This window comes from Xanthocytophaga flava (assembly GCF_030068545.1).
Taxonomy (GTDB): Bacteria; Bacteroidota; Bacteroidia; order Cytophagales; family 172606-1; genus Xanthocytophaga; species Xanthocytophaga flava.
On the sequence record NZ_JASJOR010000010.1, the window covers coordinates 85,900 to 103,744 of the forward strand.

Genomic DNA, 17,845 nt, shown 5'->3' on the forward strand with positions numbered 1-17,845 from the left:
GACAGCATTTGCAAACTTTCAGGCTTTGATAATCATAATTATCCAAAGGTTCACTGATAGAATCAACTAGCATGATACTGGAATAAGAATGTGTTTATCGCCTGAAAATATCAATTTTTTGCAACTAATTTGAATTAGCTTTGTGCCAGCATTAAATTACATTCTGTTCACAAATGAAAATTGCATTTATTACTTACGAAGGTTCAGTTAAATATACTGCTGCGAATGGCTTTGATGAGATTCAGGATTTGTTACCATTTCTGCAGAGCAAAGGTATTGATATCCAGTATGAAATATGGGACAATCCTGAGGTAGACTGGACAGTATATGATGTTGCATTGCTTCGAATGCCATGGGATTATCATCAGAAGTTTGACGAATTCAAATCCTGGCTTGACAGAATAGAAAGCCTGGGAATAAAGCTGCTCAATAATTATCAGATAGTACGATGGAACATAGACAAACATTATCTCCAGCAGATAGCAGATGCTGGCTATAGTGTCATCCCTTCTGTGTTTTTGGAAAAGGATTGGAATGGCGAAGTTTCCTCATTATTTGATATGTTAAACTCCGGGCAGATTATTGTTAAGCCTTGTGTAAGCGGAGGGTCACGAAACACAATAAAACTGCAAAAAGAATCCGCACAGGAAGATGCAACAACAATTAGAGAACTCCTTGCTAATGGGGCTTACCTGGCTCAGCCATTTATGAAAGAGATCAATGAGGGAGAATGGTCATTTACATTCTTCAATGGATCTTATAGTCACACCATACTCAAAAAGCCCAAAGCCGGAGATTTCAGAGTACAACAATTTTTTGGTGGCACCATTGAACGAATTGACCCGGAGCAAGCATACATTGATAAAGCTGCATCTTACCTATCAGCCTTTGCCCCAAAAACACTTTACGCCCGAGTCGATGGGTTAATGGTTGATGGAAAATTCATGTTGATGGAGTTAGAGCTAGTTGAACCTTTCCTATATCTGGCCTATCATCCTAACGCCCCAGAAAACTTTTACCAAGCCCTCAAAACCCAAATCGATGAATTACAAAAAGAGCAAAGATAACTTCAATCGTGTGTGGGAGTGTAGGTGCGTTGGCCTTCTTTCTGGTGTGAGGTTAGCCTCTTATCCCGTCCTATATCTTTTTTTATTTTGAAGATTTTAAGAAGATCTATATTTTACCCTATCTCCCTTCCTGTCCTTCTGTAAGAATCTTGTGACAAAGAGAACCATCTCTGGTTTATGAAAATATTATCTCTAAATCCCAAGGCCGCCGGTCTTGCCACGAGATTCTTCTAGAAGGACATAGAAGTGTTTAGTTATTTACAAAAGTTATTTCTGGAAAAAATATGGGATAGGATAAGGGTTGGTCAATGGGGGAAAGATCGGCAGAAGATACCCTTTTTTGCTAATGAAGGGATCTAGCTCACCAAATTCTCATTTATTGCCCTGTTTTTTGGCAAGCAAAAAATGAAGAGATTAGTGAAAAAGAGAAGATCAGGAATTTGAATAACCAAGAAAAGAGAGGTATCCAGAATGCGGTAAGTAGAGTAATAAATAGGGATTTAAAAGAACAATTAAAGCAATCTAAAACTACAGAACCTAAACTCTTTAGAAGCGTAGGCTCTGTTATTCTTTTTTGACTATTGTACCAGCAATCGCTTTACAGTTTCAGAAACCACTTTACCATCAGCCTGACCAGCCAATTCCTTGGTAGCTACTCCCATTACCTTCCCCATATCGGCAGGTCCTTTGGCACCTACACGATTCAGGATATCTTTTACCTTAGCTTCCAGTTCTTCTGCAGATAACTGTTTTGGCAAATATCTTTCGATAATAGCCAGTTCGGCTAATTCTTTACTGGATAGATCCTCACGTCCCTGTGTTTTGAAAATATCGGCAGACTCCCGGCGTTGTTTAGCAGCCTTTGTCAATAACTTTAATTCTTCTTCTGCTTTAAGATCTCCTCCAACAGTTCCTTCTTTGGTCTCTTCCAGTAAGATCAGGGATTTAATAGAACGTAATGCTGTAAGCGCATCTTTATCTTTGGCAAGCATAGCCTGCTTTATATCATTATCAATCTGTGATTTGAGAGACATAAACTTAGCTGTAAGTTAATAAACATTATTTTTCTGCAAGTATAACAGTTTGACAGTAAAATATCTATCTCCAGACAGTATCTTTTCAGTACCGATGATCTTCTGCATTTAGCCAAAAAGCAATTAAACTATTGCATTCAAACCTTCCACATCCAAAATATACTTAATTCCTATCCAATTGCTTACCTATTCCATCTGTAAATAACTAATTAACAACATAGTATACCTGAAGCAGAATATACAATTTTATGTCTATAGTTACGATGTCAGTTTCTGAAAAATAAAAACCTGTAATTGGGTTACTTTTTTAGAAGATTTACATCAAAAATTAAAAACCTTCACCACATTCAATTTCTATTGAATCTATACTCTCCACAATTGAATCTACACACTCTATTTTTAACTAAATCAATTATTTCATGAACCTTTTACTAGCTTTCTGGTGGGTGCTTATACCTATCGTTTTGCTGATCTTTTACCGTTTTTTCTTCAGAATTTTCGGTGTTGTTATTGTTCCTGAAGACCGTATCGGTCTTGTTACCAAAAAATTTGTATTGACAGGCGAGAATCGCGCCTTACCCGATGGGCGTATCATTGCAGTAAACGGCGAAGCTGGCTTTCAGGCACAAACCCTGGCACCAGGTTTACACTTATGGAAATGGATATGGCAATATGAAGTAAAGTTACAACCACTCACAGTTATTCCTCCCGGAAAGATTGGTCTGCTTATCGCCAAAGATGGAAACGAACTTCCGACAGGTGCTATTCTGGCCCGCCGTGTAGACTGTGATTCTTTTCAGGATGCAGAAAAATTTATCCGCAATCATGGTCAAAAAGGTCGTCAGACAGCTTATATCACAGCTGGTTCGTATAGAATCAATGCATTTTTGTTTGAAGTAGAGCTGGCAGACATCACCCACATTAATGAAAACAAGGTAGGTATTGTGACTACCCAGGATGGTATGCCACTGAGAGACGGGCAAATTGCAGGATCAAATGTGCACGGCCACAATAACTTTCAGGATGCCGATGCCTTTTTGCAAAATGGAGGGAATCGCGGTTTGCAGCCTCAGGTAATTCTGGCAGGTTCCTATAACCTGAACCCCTGGTTTGTCCAAATAGAAGAAACCTTTATGACCGAAATCCCTATCGGTAACGTGGGTGTTGTTATCTCGTATTATGGTGAAGATGGCGCTGATCTTAGTGGAGCGGAATTCAAACATGGCAATATTGTAGGCAAAGGATTTAAAGGTGTTTGGGCTGAGCCACTTGGACCCGGTAAGTATCCTATCAACAAATACACCATGCGTGTTGAACTAGTACCTACTACTAACCTGGTATTGAACTGGGCGTCAGCACGTAGTGAGTCACACCAACTGGATAAAAACCTGAGTACCATCACTGTTCGTAGTAAAGACGGTTTCCCATTCAACCTGGACGTCTCTCAGATCATTCATATTCCTACGAATGAAGCACCTAAGGTAATTGCCCGTTTCGGAAACATGAATAACCTGGTAAGCCAGGTGCTGGAACCAACCATTGGTAACTACTTCCGTAACTCGGCTCAGGATGCGGATGTGATCAACTTCTTAACTTCACGGAAAGAACGTCAGGATTCAGCCAAACAACACATTGGAAAGGTATTAGCTGAATACAACGTGTTTGGTGTAGACACCCTGATTGGTGACATTGTGCCGCCTGATTCACTGATGAAAACCTTGACAGACAGAAAGCTGGCAGAAGAGCAGAAGATGACCTTCGAAACACAACGACTGGCTCAGGAAACTCGTCAGAAGCTGGAAAAAGAAACCTCTATTGCGGATATGCAACGTGAAATTGTAAAAGCCGACCAGGGTGTATTGATTGCCCAACGTATTGCAGATGCATCTGTAAAGAAAGCTGAAGGGGAAGCTACCAGCGTTAAAATACAGGCAGGTGCGGAAGCCGAACGACTAAAAACCATTGCCAATGCAGATGCTCAAAAGACCAAAGTACTGGCGGAAGCAGAGGCAGAAAAAGTGAAGATGCTGGCTAATGCAGAAGCAGAAAAGATCAGTGTAACAGGTGATGCAGAAGCGGCCAAGATCCTGGCTATTGGTAAATCATCTGCGGAAGCATATAAACTAGCCGTTGAAGCGATGGGCGGTGACAACTTCACCAAACTGAAGGTAACTGAAGCTATAGGCAGAGATCGAATCAAGATCATTCCGGATGTACTAATCAACGGAGGTGCAGAAGGTTCTGGCGGTGGACCAATTAGTGGTTTGCTGGGTTTACAGCTACTGGAACAAGTTCAGAAACAGCAAAACGGAAATGGTAGCCATCACAATGGTAGTCAAAAACCAGAAGATCCAACAACTCAGATCTAATTCTCTCAACTAGATTAGCAGATGATAAAAATCCGAAGTCACTCAATGGCTTCGGATTTTTTGTTGACTGTAGAGATTCGCGTCCTTTTGTCTGAATGAATGTATATACTTCTTCTGACGCTTCTGACAGATCTGACAGGTCTAAAAAACATTTTATAAAGGGGATAGAGTATTACAACTCTGTAAATACCTGATAAACAGCATGTTTTTTTTATTTAAAAGTTTTCAAATTAACTTTCGTGTTCAGACTGAAGACACACTGTCTATAATCCTTATTTTGTAAAAAACTGTTAACCAGACAGATAAGTCGATTACATAGTTACTCCAATTTATAAAATGTTTTTTAGAACTGTCAGATCTGTCAGAAGCGTCAGAGAATTGATGATACTGGTAGACCATTTGTATTGATGAGCTTCCTTTGCACAACCTCAAGGTAAATCTTAAAAAGCTTACAGTTCTGCAACCTGGAACCAATATTCTAAAAATGTACGGATCTTGTGTACTGTAAGGTCATAAGTGCCTGGCTTGAGAATAAATGAATTAGCCCCTAACTGATAGCATTCATCTATGTGTGGATCTGAGGCACTTTCACCCAGCACAATCACAGGGATGGATCGGTACGCTGGGTTTGACTTCAGCTTTTTCAGTATCTCTAATCCATTCTGTGGTTTTGAATTGTAATCAAGCATAATCAATGCAGGCTGCTCACCAGATTCCAATGCAGAAAACAACTCGTTACTATAAGTCAGGTAGAGAAACTGTATGTCAACATCCAGTTGTGAAGCAATAGAATCTGTAATCATCCGGTCATCCGGATCATCTTCCAGCATTAGTATATAGGGCTTCTTTAGTCTCATGGTATCAGGGGTTTGTTCTGTCAAACTATCTATTTCTGAAATGCATACCTCCAGGCAGCAAATATATTTCTACAAATGAATACCCCAAAGATAAGTCATTCGTTTCTCAGAGTACAGACTCCCCTGATAAATTACACAAAAACGGTAAACAATTTGCAATTTCTCACGTACTTAGTATATTGGTTAGCAAACAATTGTCTTATGACCATTACCAATAAACCCAAATCGTTCTGGCTAACGGTGCTCTTTCTGGCATGGATGATACCTGCTATGAGTCAGCATGTCCCCGTAATTCAGTTTGATCAGTTAAACAAACGAATACATCAGAACAATGATACTCTCTATGTAGTTAATTTCTGGGCTACCTGGTGTGGTCCCTGTGTTACCGAGTTGCCCCTATTAGAATCTGTGCATAAAAAGTTTGCCAATCAGAAAGTGAAAGTTTTGCTAGTGAGCCTTGACTTCAAAAGAGACCTCCAGACCAAAGTAATCCCTTTTGTCCAAAAAAGAAAGTTACGGTCTTCTGTCTATCTGTTAAATGAAACAGACCACAATACCTGGATTGATAAAATCTCTCCAGAATGGTCTGGTTCTATCCCAGCTACATTATTTATCAAGACATCCCGAAATGTCCGGAAGTTCATGGAAAAAGAAGTGAAAGCCGGAGAACTTGAAACCATTATTCAATCATTTCATCTATAACACACTAACTAACAACTTTGTATGAAAACAATTTTCAAAACTCAGTTAGCCTTACTGCTACTCCTGGCAGTAGGCCTTGTCAGTGCCCGCTTTGCTCCTGCTGGCTATAAAGTAGGTGATACAGTACAAGATTTTTCGTTGAAGAATGTAGATGGTAAAATGATCTCTCTGGCAAGCAATTCTCAGGTTAAGGGTTATATTATCACTTTTACCTGCAATACCTGTCCGGTAGCCAAATTGTATGAAGAACGGATTATTGCATTGGATCAGAAATATGCGTCCAAAGGCTATCCTGTACTGGCGATACAGCCCAATGATCCAGGCATATCTCCCGGAGACTCTTATGATTTAATGCAGAAACGCGCCAAGGACAAGAAATATGCATTCCCTTACCTTGTTGATGAAACACAGGCTATAGCCCAAACCTTTGGTGCTACCAATACCCCACATGTTTTTGTGGTAAAAAAAGAGGGCGATAAATTTAAAGTAGCCTATATCGGTGCTATTGACAATAACTCCCAGGATGCATCACAAGCCACAAAAAAATATGTAGAAGAGGCAGTGGATGAACTGTTACAAGGCAAGGCTGTTACTACTCCATCTGCCAAAGCTATTGGATGTGGTATAAAATGGAAGAAGGCCTAGTATCTACATTTATTAATAAAAGAACAGATCCTATATTATAAACATAGGATCTGTTCTTTTTTATTTATTTTCAACAACATTTTCTCAAACACTTAACCCTTCTTCTATTTATGGACTCTTCTTTTTTCTTGTTAGGTTTCCCTTATTAATCCAAAGATTACTCTTCCTACCATGTCACTTTTTTGCTTGTCCAAAAAAGTAACCCAAAAAGGACACTTTTCTCCGATCCTCCCACCCACAAGGCCAAAGGCCAACCTCGCGGAGAAAAGATTGCCAACGCACCTACACTGCCACACACGATTGAAGTTATCTTTGCTCTTTTTGTAGCTTACTTTTAAAAAATTTGGGATGACTCGTATTTTTTACTTTTTATTGCTAATAATCTCACTCCTCTTCTACACTAACTAACTCTATTTTTTGCCTCAATATTACCTCCTTATATTTTCTACCATCTTACTCATTATTTTATCTCACACTTTAGTTACTTGTAAGCACAAGGATATTGACTATACCTCGGTTAAAATTTTAGACATGTAACGACATCTATACAATGTATTCTATTAAACCCTATTATACTGCAGATCGGGATAAGGCACTTCATGAATATGACAAAGGACTTATTACCAAAGCTTCTTCTCAGGATCTGGAGAGTATCTATCCGGAAATTACTCATTTTACCAAGCTGGCTATTTCTGGTTACACAGGCAAGCAGATGCCTCCTATTGGCAAACTAGTCAATCTGGAAGAACTGGAAATTAATCGTGCGGAGCAATTACTTACATTACCTGAGGATATTGGACAATTAAAAAATCTCAAAAAACTTCAGATCGAATCCAGAGCTGTTTGTGTACTTCCGTTATCTTTTGGCGACCTCTCCAATCTTGAAGAACTTACCCTTAATGGATTCAAGGATGATGGATATTTATCAGAAATATTACCTAAGCTCACTTCCCTGAAAAAACTAGGGATCAGTTCCTTTCATGGTGCCTCTCTACCCTCACTGGTATCTGATCTTTCCTCTCTGCAAGAACTTAAAATCGGTGGATGTAATGAACTTCAGGATCTGTTGATTCTGAAAAGTTTACCCAAGCTTACAAAACTATCCTTGTACGAAAATGTGATACTTCCTTCTTTTCCGGACCAGCTCTCATTTTCAAAAAAATTACAGGAATTAGAGATAAATAATCGCCAATCTATTCAATCAATCCCTGACGTCATAGGTGAACTCACAGAACTTGAGAGTATAGAAGTACGTTCCGGTTCGTGGACTAGTGAAGAATCTGATCCTTTTGGTATATCCCCTGCAATTGGCAAACTACAGAAGTTAAGAAAACTAAAGCTGAAGCCTGGAACGAAAGAAGCCCTGCCCTTTCCGGAATCAATAGGAAACTTAGCCAATCTGGAAGAACTGAAACTAAATTGGTATTCAATTGAAAAGCTACCTTCTTCTATAGGTAATCTCAAAAAGCTGAAAACTCTCTATATTAACTTTAGTGATTTAACCGAACTACCTTCTGGAATAGGGGGACTCGAATCTCTGGAATTGCTTTATATACATGGTTCCACTACAGACAAGACCAAACTTACCACTTTACCTCCGGAAATCGGAAAACTTAAACAGCTGAAAACAATTGAAATAGATGACGATCTTACTGATCTTCCAGATACATTGGGTGACTGTGAAAACCTTGAAACACTAAAGCTAATAGCCCCAAAATCTCTTCAACGTATTCCAGAAAGTATTGGCAGACTAAGTAAACTACAGTCTCTGACTCTTAGTGGTATATTTTCTCAACTTCCGGAAAGCATCGGCAATCTGCAAAATCTGACAAATTTAGAACTACCCGATAGTCCACAACTTGTAAATCTGCCCTCTACTATTAGCCAGTGTACCAAATTAGGTTCAATAGAAATTTCAAGAACTGGCATTCAACGTTTATCAACCGACTTGTACAAACTTACCCGATTATGGAAAGTAAGCACACATGCCACAGACACACAATTTGCTCCCAGACAACTGGAGCCTGAGATTTTTGACTGGTTTTATCCATTTCGACATCTGGCAGAAAACCAGCATTCGGATATGGACGAGGAAAAGCGCAAAATTTACCTGCATGTGTATCTAAATAACTTTTATCAGGAACGGCTGGAAAATCGGCCTCAACAGGTATTTTTTGAAGGGTTTTCAATCAATTATGCCCCTATGCATCAGGCACTAATTGAAAACATATTTGTGTTTAATGAAAAGTACCAGTCCCTGTCAGACAAACCATTAAAACCAGGAGATGTAGTAGCCATTCTGGGAAATACTTCTTACAAAAAGACAGATATCAAAAACAAACTGACAGCAGCCAATATTGGGTACAGCAGTTCATTGACTGATAAAGTCACTCATATACTGGTTGGTAGTTCGCCTAAGTTTCCGGAGAATGGAAATACCCAAAAGAATTATTTTCTGTTTAACGAAAAAGAACTAACTGACTTTCTGAATCAGGTTGAACAACCGTATCTCTTATCCGAAGAAGGGCGGGCAGATAATTCTACCGAATCTGTACTGAAGCTTTTGCGTAGTCCAGAGTCGCTCAATGAAGCATTAGGAGTACAATTACTTGAATCTACAGGTGTACCACCTGAAATGATTATAGATCTACTGGTCATTGCCAAAACCTCAGATAATCCAGATACCAGAGCCAAAGCCAGACAGCTTATTAAGAAAAATACAACTGATGGAGTTATTCTGCAAGCACTTGCCTACAAGGCAAAGATAATTGATGATACATCCAGGTACAGTTACAATCGTTTTCAGATACACAAGTACCAACAAGAATTTCCAGGTCTGGATACAGCCTCTATGGCCTTTCTGGTTTGGCTCAAAAAGGAAAAGGTGATAAAAAATTGTTTTGCTGGGGAATACTTTATGGAACACTCAGATGCGAATGATCCCCGTCGCCAGCTCTATATCGAACAAACTACTCCTGACTGGCTTGCAAAAACGAATGAACTAGAGCTAAAAGCTGCTCTCACAACGGAAGAAGCCAATACTTTATTCCAGCAGGTACAACCGACCATCTGGAAAATCACATTGAAAGGCAATCACCTGACTTCATTTCCTGAAGAGATGCTTCATATAATATCCCTGACGAACCTGACTATCTACCATAGTAAGATACTTGAAATTCCAGAATCCATTGCCCAATTGAAAAATCTGAAACATTTGGTACTTTTTCAATATAATTTACACAAACTTCCATTAAGCCTCTCAACCCTCCCATTGGAATCTCTGGAATTAAAAACAAATAGGGTTGAAAATCTTGATATCCTAAAAGAACGAATGCCATCCTGTCAATTTCGGTAAGAAAAGAGAAGAAGCCAGACAAAGGTAGAAACAACATATCTGGCTTCTGTTAGAAATATATTTGCTCAAACTGATTTTTGTCGTTTTAAACAGATAACTTATTCTGTTCTATAAATACCTGTAGGATAATCAGATACAATGAAAGCAGATATCAACATTGATTCTTGAGATTTAAAACTTCCAAAAAATTTATGGAAAATTTTATAACTCTGAATCGAATATATCTAACACAAAGTCTATCTGATCAGATTATTCTTTTGCATCAATGAAACCATTCCTATCAGTAAGTATAATTCTACTAATATTCTCATCTTGTACTTCCTCCAATAGTCTGGATAAAATCATTGCAGAAACAGACTCTTCTCGCAAAAGTCTACATTTTATGTCTGTGGATGAATTGAATCTGGACTCTACTGTTAGAAAATCCAAGGATTCATTTGAGGCGCTGCTACTCGTCAATGAATTCTGGCAACACTCTAATAAAAAAAGCTCATATTCTTACCTGATATGTTATTATTCATATCATTTACCTAGAAATGGCGTTACTAGACGAAAGGTTCTCTTTTTTAAAGAAAGCCCTCAAAAATTAATTTTAGCCCAAGAAGAAGATATTTATTCCAAAAATGTGAATGAATTAGTGGATGTAAAACTGGTGCTTATCAATAATTATATAGATCCATTATTTTATGTTAGAACAGATTCTCTACCTACTGAAAAATTAAAGCAGATCAATCGAGAACGATTAGATTCATTGGAAAAAAAGTATCCTGGAATAAAAACTGATCCCTGTGGAAATACTGTTATCAGTATTCTTGAGGAAAATTACCCAGAACCTCATGGATTACTGGATACTGCGAGAGCAAAATACTGGATTGATAAGTTTACAAAACGGTAAAACTATCCCCACATTACTAAAACTTGTGAAAATATATAAAAAACTTAAAACAGAAACAACTTTTACACCTTCGGGAGAAATATAGAGGAATGTTGAAGTATATTGCTTTTTATGGATTCTTGTACTTACAGGAGGCAAAGATGAAAGCTTTTACCAAATCTATAAAAAGAAGGTCATTTGATGTTTTCCACTTATTCAATTATAGAAAACATAAGCCTATATACAATCTGCTAAATACCATTATTTTTGTGTACTAACTTTTCATTTCTGATGAACCATACACAATCCAACATACTCCCTTCCAAACTACCCAATGTAGGCACCACCATCTTTACTGTTATGTCCAAACTGGCTCAGGAGCATAAGGCCATTAACCTGGGTCAAGGCTTTCCGGACTTTAATGCTTCTCCGGATATTATTCAACTGGTAACCAAAGCAATGCAGGACGGATACAACCAATATGCACCTATGCCTGGTACCATTGACTTACGGGAACAGATTGCCATCAAAACAGAACGTATGTATGGGTATGCTCCCAATCCTGACACCGAAATTACAGTTACTTCCGGAGGTACAGAAGCCTTGTATGCTGCTATCAGTGCCATTGTCAGTCCGGGCGATGAAGTGATAGTACTGGAGCCTTGCTACGACAGCTATGTACCTGCTATTGAACTTAACGGAGGGATTCCGGTATATGTGTCCTTGTCATCCGATGATTTTTCAATCAACTTTTCCCAACTGCAAAGTGCCATTACCAGCCGTACCCGAGCCATTATTATCAATACACCACACAACCCAACCGGCACCACACTGACACAAAAGGATTTGCAATTCCTGGCAATTCTGTTGAGAGATAGGAACATTTATCTGATCAGTGATGAAGTTTATGAGCATATTATCTTTGATGGGCAACAGCACCAGAGCGTGTTACGACATGCAGAATTACGGGAACGAAGCTTTGTAATATCTTCTTTCGGCAAGACCTATCATGTTACCGGATGGAAGTTAGGCTATTGTATAGCTCCTCGCGAACTGTCAACTGAGTTTCGGAAAGTGCACCAGTACCTGACGTTTTCGTCCTTCACCCCTCTTCAGATTGCTCTGGCCGAATACCTCAGGAACCCAGAACCCTATGAGTCTTTGCCTCAGTTCTATCAGCAGAAACGGGATTTCTTTGTGAACCTGATGCAACAAACCCGCTTCTCTTTACTTCCTAGTCGAGGTAGTTACTTTGTATTGGCATCATACGGACATATTACGGATGAGTCTGACACCGATTATGCCATTCGTCTGACCAAAGAAATCGGAGTAGCCACTATTCCTTTATCTGTCTTTTATAGCAACAAAACTGATAACAAACTTTTACGTTTCTGTTTTGCAAAGAAAGAAGAAACCCTGGAACGGGCAGTAGAACGACTGATGAAGATATAAATTCAAAATAGAAACACTTTGATTGATAAGTCTAATATTACCAAAGGAGTATAACCAAGCAATATGCCTGGTAACAGGAAAACTGTTTAGTTTGTCAAAAATCAACTAGCTATTTGTACAAAAATCATGAGTTTTAAAATGGGATATACCGATTTTCACAGTATAGAAGAATACGATCGAAAACTTAATATTTTTTATTTCTCACTTAACCCTCTCAAAAAAAGCAAAGGCTTAATGGGCGGCAAAAAAGAGGAGGAATATGATCGCTCCTTATTGAGCAATATTGCTGTCTACGAAATAAATACCGGTAAAACCAGGTATTTATTTGACACAGTACATGAGGAAGAAGAAATTACCCATTTCCTGTTTGAATCGTCGTATGTGGAGGAGGGAAAACGAATTGAGTTTAATCATAGTAGCAGTAAGATACAGAACAACTCATCCATAGCTCAACGTGATGCTTTGGATAGACTATTGGTTTGTCAGTCTAATAAGACCAAAGAAATTTACAAATTATGGAGTTTCCGGAAAAATGGAGAGGGAAAACGCCTAATCACTGAATTCGGAAAAGACACAGAATGGCGAATTGATGTCTTCAATCAAAAAATCAGGGTCATCAAGCGTAATCCTGCCACAGTAGAGATACAGGATTTCGAGTGGTAAGAGGGCAGTAAGTGGCTTTTCAGAGGTATTTGGCTTTATATTGACAGCATTTTGTAGATGGTAAGCCAGCTTTTTTCTTTGATAGTAGATTTATTGCGCATAGTTAGTAGCATGCAGAAGACTTGTGCATATAACTATGCACAAGTCAATTAGAAGAGGAGATTCAAGTCATCCGAATCAAAAAAGTTTTTGTCATCAATAAACCGCAAAACTGTCAATGTGTTTAATTCACCGCACGAGTGATGTTTGATCAGAATTCACCGCAAAAATTCTTATGCACATAGTTCAGGTCAAAACAAAAAAATCCATAGAATTATGCGTATGAGATGAAATTCCAGACTTGTTATCTATCCCTCTGTCAGTATACTTTTATTAATAAGTCTGTAGGGTTATCTGTACATGTGGAAAGCTTTGTTTGAGCAAAACCACATCTGCTTCTAGCTTTTTAAGATATTTAACATCTAAGTAGTTACTACTATTGCCAGTAAAATGAAAGAGAGTTAGCTCTTTCAGATTTTTCATTTTCTTCAGTGTTTTCTGATTTGTTGCCACCTCATTTATCACACTCTGTGCACAGATGATTCTTTCAATCTGCTCAAACTCCAGTATTTCAACAGGCAATTTAAATTTGCCAAAGAAGCTGTCATCAAAAAACAAGACATTCAGGGTAGTACCTTCCAGCTGTGCCTGATAAGCCATTCGGGCAGGATCGCCCCCAGCAACAAAACAACGTTTAACGATATAATGAAATTGCCGGTAAAAGTTATGATCAGTGCTTCCCTTCCTTCGGGTGTGTTCATCCAGTGCAAACAGAGACAAACCTGCCCTAGCTGTTTCTATGGCACTAAAAAGAGGATTTTTAAACAATTCATCTACTGTCTTATAAAAACCAGCTTTTTGTTGTTTCTTAATCACCTCATATTGCTCATGTGGAAGATATTTTTCCAGCACTTTTTTAAAATGGGTACTGTACCCCTTTCCTCTCAGCGCATTCAGTAACAAAACCGGGTATAACAATGGCTCAGGAATCCCTCCTGCCAGCATGATCTGAGCAGCCAGCTTACTATTGTCTTCATCCAGAGAGTTTATCAGCCGTAACAGGTTTTGGTGAACAGAATCCTCTGATTCCACTAAATAGGGTACTTCAAGCTGCTGTAAAAAATCACGCACATGAATAGGTAAGGCAACAGGCAGTTTTCGTTTAACGATTTCTTCAGTCTGCTTTTGTGTGAGCTGTTCACCAATACAAACCAGGGTAGTTTGCGGGGTAAGTCTGTCAGTAGCTTGAATGTTGTTTCTTTTGAATTGCTCTATGATTTCTTCTGAAGAATATCCTTTCATTCTTCCGAGTACAGACACCTGCTGTTTAGATAGATCTGCTCCTTTCTGGAATGGTGATGTTATCCGCTTTTCCAGAAGTGGCATTGCCCTCTCATTCAGCAAGTCAAACTCCAAAGCATGCAGTAAATCCTCTGTAAGAATGACTTGTGGGTCTTTCAGATTGTTTTGAAGAAGATTGAGATAAGTAGTGCGCACAGGTTGTGAAAGCTTTCGTTTCACGCTTTGCTGAATCACCTTTACCAGCACTGATTCTTTTAATTCATTTGCATACTTGACAGGATTATTAAACAAGTAAATGTTTTTCAACTTTTCCATCTGCATAATTCCTTCCGGCAGCACCTTTATTTCGTTTTCACCAAGATTCAATACTTCCAATTGTGTAAACCGGATAAGACTTTCTGGCAACTCAGTTAGTGTTGTTTCTTGTATAGCCAGATAGGTCAGGACATCCGGATTGAGGAAAGACATAAGCTCTTCCAGTTGTGATAGCTTTCCTCTTTTCAGCGAAAAACTTTTTACCTGTGTCAGCGGTTCGTTTATTTCTACTGTTACTTCCTGAATAAATAATTTTTCCAGCCTAGGTAGTCCATTCAGACATACAGGAAAGGTTGGATATTCAGGATAGCCAAACTCAATTGTCAGTTCCTTTAAATTTTTAAATACACCAATCTGAGGAGCTATTTTTCTTGTCAAATATCCTACTGAACCCTTCATTAACAAAACCAGTACCTGCCAATGTTTCTGACGCATAATCTCTTGTTCCAGCAAATCCTGATCAGTTGATAGAATAGTAATATCCTGAAAATAAATGTTATCAGGACCAGCTAAAGCCAGCCTATACTCAATAACAAGGGAATGGTAAATATATTCATAGAGTTGAATCCCAATACAATTGGGGTATGCAGCAAATGCAGCTGCCAGTGAAGGAAATGATGCAATCATACTAAGATAAAGTGGTGAAACCAGAAGCAGCTCAAGATACTTCTGTAATTAATGTATGCTTACGAAAAACAATAAAAGTTGTTTCTCTTCGTTAAAATATTTTCAAATAAAGTAACTTTTTAATATCTATAGAAGACATTTTATAGAGTCCACTTTTTTCCTCTTACACTCACAACCGATCGATTACACAAAACACATGACTAAAAGAAAAAACACACCCATTTTTTCCCCTAAGATTATACTTCTATTCCTGTGTAGCTTAATTTATCCTTCGTTCTCTCCAAGCTATGGACAGACAAAGCTAAATCTTGATTTTGAAATTCAGAATGATGAGAAAAGTGCGTTTCCTTTTTGGTCTTTCCCCAGGAGCATTTCATTCCAATATGATACAATTGTCAAATACTCAGGGCAAAGTAGCCTTCGCCTGGACCTGACTCACGACTCTGTTTTTCATGGAGCTTTTTATAACACTTCTGTTCCGGTTGTCGACTTTAAAACTAAAAATATAACCGTCTCTGCCTGGATAAAGACACAGGATTTTGATGGTGCAATTCAGTTTTATGCAACTACAGTAAATCATCAGGAAAGTGATCGTCTTAGTTTTGTACAAGATACATCATTAATTGAAGAAGGCAAGTGGAGCAAATATCAGGTAGAAATTCCTGTTCCTGCCCAAACCGACTATTTAGCAATGGGTATGTATTTATCAGGGCAGGGTAAAATCTGGATAGATCATTGGCAAATTACATGCGAAGGACAAGAATATAAGGATATTCCTTTACCAGGCACTCAGATTGTGACTGATACCTTGCTAAGCTTATATGAACCAGATCTGTCTTTTGAAGATACCAAAAAGAATACCCGATTACTGAAACAAACAACCCTTGCAACTGACTCACTATATTTTAAAGAAGGTAGGCAAAGCCTGAAACTGCAAAATGGAATCCGGGCAAACGCTCCTTTGCTTCAGGTTATTTTTCTTGATACATTATGGGGTAAAACATTATCAGTAAAAGGATTTATCAGAAAATATTCCTTTGCTAAATCAACACATTCTGTCTTTTTCTCTTTTATTTCAAACGACAAACGCTTTAGAAATTCATGGTTTATTCACAAATACCTTGAGTTACCTATCCAATTGACCTCTCTCTCAGATACAAGCGGTGAGTGGATGAAATTTTCGGTAGAAACACCTATTCCAGACAACGAGTATCTCAAGTATGCCAGCATTGGTGTTGTCTCCACGGATGCCTCTGCATTCTGGCTAGACAATATCAAGATCCTGGTTGATGGGCAAGCACCTCCTTCTGTGAACGCCCCTGCTCTTCCTACTTTAGCTGAAACAACCTGGTTAAAGAAAGCAATCATTCCACTAAAATCCACATCCCCATCCGATCCGTTTACAGACTTACTGGCACTAAACGAAAAAATAGGCAAAGCCCACATGATCGGGCTAGGTGAGAATACGCATGGATCACATGAAATTTTTCAGATGAAACACCGTCTGATTCGCTGGCTTGTTGAGCAAAAAGGATTTAATGTAATCGCTTTCGAGGCTGATATGGCAGCGGCTGAGGATGTCAACAAGTATGTGCTTACAGGTAAAGGAGATGCCAGAAAGGTATTGAAGGGACTTGGCTACTGGACCTGGAGTGTCGAGGAAATCGCAGAACTGATTAGGTGGGTCAGACAATACAATGTTGCCCATCCCAAACAAATGGTACAGTTTAAAGGGTTTGATATGCAGTATTCCTGGAAAGCACTGGCTGCCTTAAAAGAGTATTTGCAACCCAAAGACACACTTGCCTGGCATTCATTGAAGAAGCGAATGGAATACGTACAAGCCATTCGTCGTTTTGTTCCTCCTACAGATACCACCATTGTATCTGCAATGCAAGCTTTGCGGGAAGTCAAAAACACATTTCTGATCCGAGTTCCTGTAGGTTTACTGAGCCAGAAAGCTCTGATTCAACAACATTTCCGGCAGATTGAACAAGCCATTGAACTACGGTCTGTTGGAGAGTCTTCCCGATTCAGAGATGCCTGTATGGCAGAAAATCTTTATCGTACATTTTCTTCTATTCCCAATGCTCGTGTGGTAATATGGGCACATAACAACCACGTAGATAAGTATGATATGGGTTACTGGCTCAAAACCGAACTGGCAGATGACTATCAGTCTATCGGTTTTACCTTTGATCAGGGTACATTCCGAGCCATTTACAAAGACAGTGTCCAATTAGCTCCTGCTCAGACAAGTGTTGCAGGCAGTTATGAGTCTTACTTCAAAACAGCTCAAACGCCTATGTTTTATCTTCCCTTACAAAAAACACCTCTAATAAAAGATACTCAGTGGCTTCACCAACGGTTATTGTTTAGAAATATTGGTGCAGAGGCTTACAATGATGACTTCACCCGACGTGACTTGTTAAAAGAATTCGATGCACTTATTTATATCCAAAAATCAACTCCCAGCAAACCTCTTGTAATGCAAAATAAGTAACATTACAAGGTTCTATATCAAGGAGGCATCAATAAGATTTC

The 17,845-nt window shown here is 38.7% G+C and carries 12 protein-coding genes; 9 read left to right on the plus strand and 3 right to left on the minus strand.

All coding sequences use genetic code 11. The features are described 5' to 3' along the window. Positions 1–173 precede the first annotated feature (173 nt). The gene (locus QNI15_RS16080; RefSeq protein WP_314032574.1) at positions 174–1,067 is read left to right on the plus strand and encodes an ATP-grasp domain-containing protein; all 894 of its coding nucleotides are present in this window, start codon (positions 174–176) and stop codon (positions 1,065–1,067) included. Positions 1,068–1,645: 578 nt separating this feature from the next. On the opposite strand, the gene QNI15_RS16085 is transcribed toward QNI15_RS16080, so the two are convergent. Beyond that, positions 1,646–2,101, minus strand: a complete 456-nt coding sequence (locus QNI15_RS16085) for a GatB/YqeY domain-containing protein (protein ID WP_314032575.1) — start codon at positions 2,099–2,101, stop codon at positions 1,646–1,648. A gap of 419 nt (positions 2,102–2,520) precedes the next feature. Here QNI15_RS16085 and QNI15_RS16090 point away from each other — a divergent pair, with 419 nt between their 5' ends. Continuing rightward, the gene (locus QNI15_RS16090) at positions 2,521–4,470 is read left to right on the plus strand and encodes an SPFH domain-containing protein (protein ID WP_313984119.1); all 1,950 of its coding nucleotides are present in this window, start codon (positions 2,521–2,523) and stop codon (positions 4,468–4,470) included. 449 nt (positions 4,471–4,919) lie between these two features. Here the strand turns inward: QNI15_RS16090 and QNI15_RS16095 are convergent, their stop codons facing one another. Beyond that, positions 4,920–5,327 (minus strand): response regulator, encoded by a 408-nt coding sequence (locus QNI15_RS16095; protein WP_313984121.1) that lies wholly within the window; start codon positions 5,325–5,327, stop codon positions 4,920–4,922. A 201-nt stretch (positions 5,328–5,528) separates the two neighbouring features. Between QNI15_RS16095 and QNI15_RS16100 the strand changes: the two genes are divergently transcribed. The 6 genes from QNI15_RS16100 (at position 5,529) to QNI15_RS16125 (ending at position 13,018) form a co-directional block, all read left to right on the plus strand. After that, entirely contained in the window at positions 5,529–6,029 is a 501-nt protein-coding gene (locus QNI15_RS16100) for a TlpA family protein disulfide reductase (RefSeq protein WP_313984124.1), read from the plus strand. 21 nt (positions 6,030–6,050) lie between these two features. Beyond that, positions 6,051–6,674, plus strand: coding sequence for a thioredoxin family protein (locus QNI15_RS16105; protein WP_314032576.1), 624 nt, complete (start codon positions 6,051–6,053; stop codon positions 6,672–6,674). 550 nt (positions 6,675–7,224) lie between these two features. Beyond that, positions 7,225–10,029, plus strand: coding sequence for a leucine-rich repeat domain-containing protein (locus QNI15_RS16110; RefSeq protein WP_314032577.1), 2,805 nt, complete (start codon positions 7,225–7,227; stop codon positions 10,027–10,029). Positions 10,030–10,411: 382 nt separating this feature from the next. Further along, positions 10,412–10,924: a hypothetical protein gene (locus QNI15_RS16115; protein ID WP_313996983.1), complete on the plus strand. Its 513-nt coding sequence runs from the start codon at positions 10,412–10,414 to the stop codon at positions 10,922–10,924. Positions 10,925–11,194: 270 nt separating this feature from the next. Next, complete coding sequence (locus tag QNI15_RS16120) at positions 11,195–12,355, plus strand: pyridoxal phosphate-dependent aminotransferase (protein ID WP_314032579.1); 1,161 nt, start codon at positions 11,195–11,197, stop codon at positions 12,353–12,355. A 126-nt stretch (positions 12,356–12,481) separates the two neighbouring features. Then, entirely contained in the window at positions 12,482–13,018 is a 537-nt protein-coding gene (locus QNI15_RS16125; protein WP_313996979.1) for a hypothetical protein, read from the plus strand. A 372-nt stretch (positions 13,019–13,390) separates the two neighbouring features. Here QNI15_RS16125 and QNI15_RS16130 read toward each other — a convergent pair whose 3' ends face one another. Further along, positions 13,391–15,301 carry a hypothetical protein gene (locus QNI15_RS16130; RefSeq protein WP_314032580.1) on the minus strand — a complete coding sequence of 637 codons (1,911 nt, stop codon included), beginning with the start codon at positions 15,299–15,301 and terminating at the stop codon, positions 13,391–13,393. Positions 15,302–15,497: 196 nt separating this feature from the next. Between QNI15_RS16130 and QNI15_RS16135 the strand changes: the two genes are divergently transcribed. Next, entirely contained in the window at positions 15,498–17,804 is a 2,307-nt protein-coding gene (locus tag QNI15_RS16135; protein WP_314032582.1) for an erythromycin esterase family protein, read from the plus strand. The last annotated feature ends 41 nt before the right edge of the window (positions 17,805–17,845 follow it).